The 1,604-nt window shown below is 61.3% G+C and carries 1 protein-coding gene; it reads right to left on the bottom strand.

Annotation, left to right across the window (positions count from 1 at the left end):
* Positions 1-106 precede the first annotated feature (106 nt).
* Positions 107-1,522 carry an IS1182 family transposase gene (locus ACSFA0_RS26590; protein ID WP_435453265.1) on the bottom strand — a complete coding sequence of 472 codons (1,416 nt, stop codon included), beginning with the start codon at positions 1,520-1,522 and terminating at the stop codon, positions 107-109.
* Between the last annotated feature and the right edge of the window lie 82 nt (positions 1,523-1,604).

The following is a 1,604-nucleotide window of genomic DNA, read 5'->3' as shown; positions in this document are numbered from 1 at the left end:
GATTGTGTTGAAAAACTCGCCTCGAATCTTGCCCGCATCGGCCATCGCGCAGGACTTGCATTCGATTTGACGAATCGAGCGCGCGCAGCGCGCCTTCCGGTTCGCCTCACGCGCTCTTCATCCCCGCATCTACTTCAACTGGCATCAACCACTTGGCCATTCGCCGAAGGTTTTGAGCCGTTGCTGCCAACAGGAACTCGTCCTGCGCACCACTGAGTCCACGAAGCCGGAGCCGATCCAGCTTCATGATGCGCTTGAGGTGGGCAAACAGCATCTCTACCTTCTTGCGGTCCCTGCGCGACTGGCTGTACTCCGGCGTCTTTGCAACGGACCGTGCCGTCTCACGGGCACCCTCATGGACGCTTCGCGCAATCTTGCGGAACGGCGTGTTCGGGCAGCAACGATCCTTGACCGCACAGCCGACGCAGTCGGTCTGGCTGGCTCGGTAGATCACGGTGTCGGCCTTCGTGACGTGGCTGCGCGGGATCGCGAACCGGCGTCGCTCAATGCGCAGCGCATGGCCTTCGGGGCATACGTACTCGTTGTGCTCTGGCACCCACCGGAACTCACCGATCGACAGGCTTCCATCCTTGCGGACTGTCTTGTCCCACACCGGTACATGAGGTTCGATCTGCTTGTCCTCGACCATCCAGCCCAGCAGCGGTGCCGTGCCGTACGCGGTGTCGCCCACAAGCCGTCGCGGCTTGATGTCGAAGCGTTGTTCCACCCGATCGATCATGGTTCGGGTGGACTCGACCTCTGGTGTGCGATGCGCAGGCGTTGCCTCCACGTCCATGATGATGCCCGCCGACAGATCGATGAGATAGTTGGTCGAGTACGCGTAGAACGCCGGGCCACCGGGTGCTGCGGTCCATTGGGCAGCCGGGTCGGTCGGGGAGATGTTCCGGGATGCGGTCTGCGTGCCGTGCGTTCCTTCGGGCACATCGTCTGCAACTGGATTGGCCACGTCGAGCGCGTCAAGGTACTCGCGCACCGCGCGGCTGCACTGAGTGCCCTGGCGCCATTGCACAACCTCAGAAGCAGGAACATTGCGCGCGCGGTTGGCGTCGGCCTTGATGATGCTGGCGTCGATGGCGAAGCCTTCGCCTTGCACCAGCCCTTCGGTCATGCAGCCACGCAGCACCGTCTCAAACACAAATCTGAATGCATCGCTCTGGCGGAATCGTCCATGGCGATTCTTGGAGAACGTCGAGTGATCGGGAACCCTGTCTTCCAGGCCCAGGCGGCAGAACCAGCGATAGGCCAAGTTGAGGTGGACCTCCTCACACAGCCTGCGCTCGGAACGGATGCCCAGGCAGTAGCCGATGACGAGCATGCGGATCATGAGTTCGGGATCGATCGATGGCCGGCCGGTGTGGCTGTAGAACGGCGCCAGATGTTGGCGTAGCTCGCTCAGATCGAGGAAGCGGTCAACGCCTCGAAGCAGGTGATCGCGCGGGACGTGATCGTCGAGGTTGAATGCGTAGAACAGCTGGTCTTGAACGGTGCTCCGACCCATCATGATGCGTACCTCCGTCGATGACGAAGAACATGCAAACGGCGAGCCAACTACTGCGATTCGGGCGAGTTTTTCAACACAATCG

The sequence above is a fragment of the Variovorax restrictus genome (genome assembly GCF_051216715.1).
In the GTDB taxonomy this organism is placed as follows: Bacteria; Pseudomonadota; Gammaproteobacteria; order Burkholderiales; family Burkholderiaceae_C; genus Variovorax.
The sequence above is the reverse complement of the archived record's forward strand: the minus strand, read 5'-3'. Positions and strand labels throughout refer to the sequence as shown.

Coding starts and splice junctions, on each gene's coding strand:
- ACSFA0_RS26590 (WP_435453265.1), bottom strand. CDS start 1,522: ATGATGGGTCGGAGCACCGTTCAAGACCAGCTGTTCTACGCATTCAAC.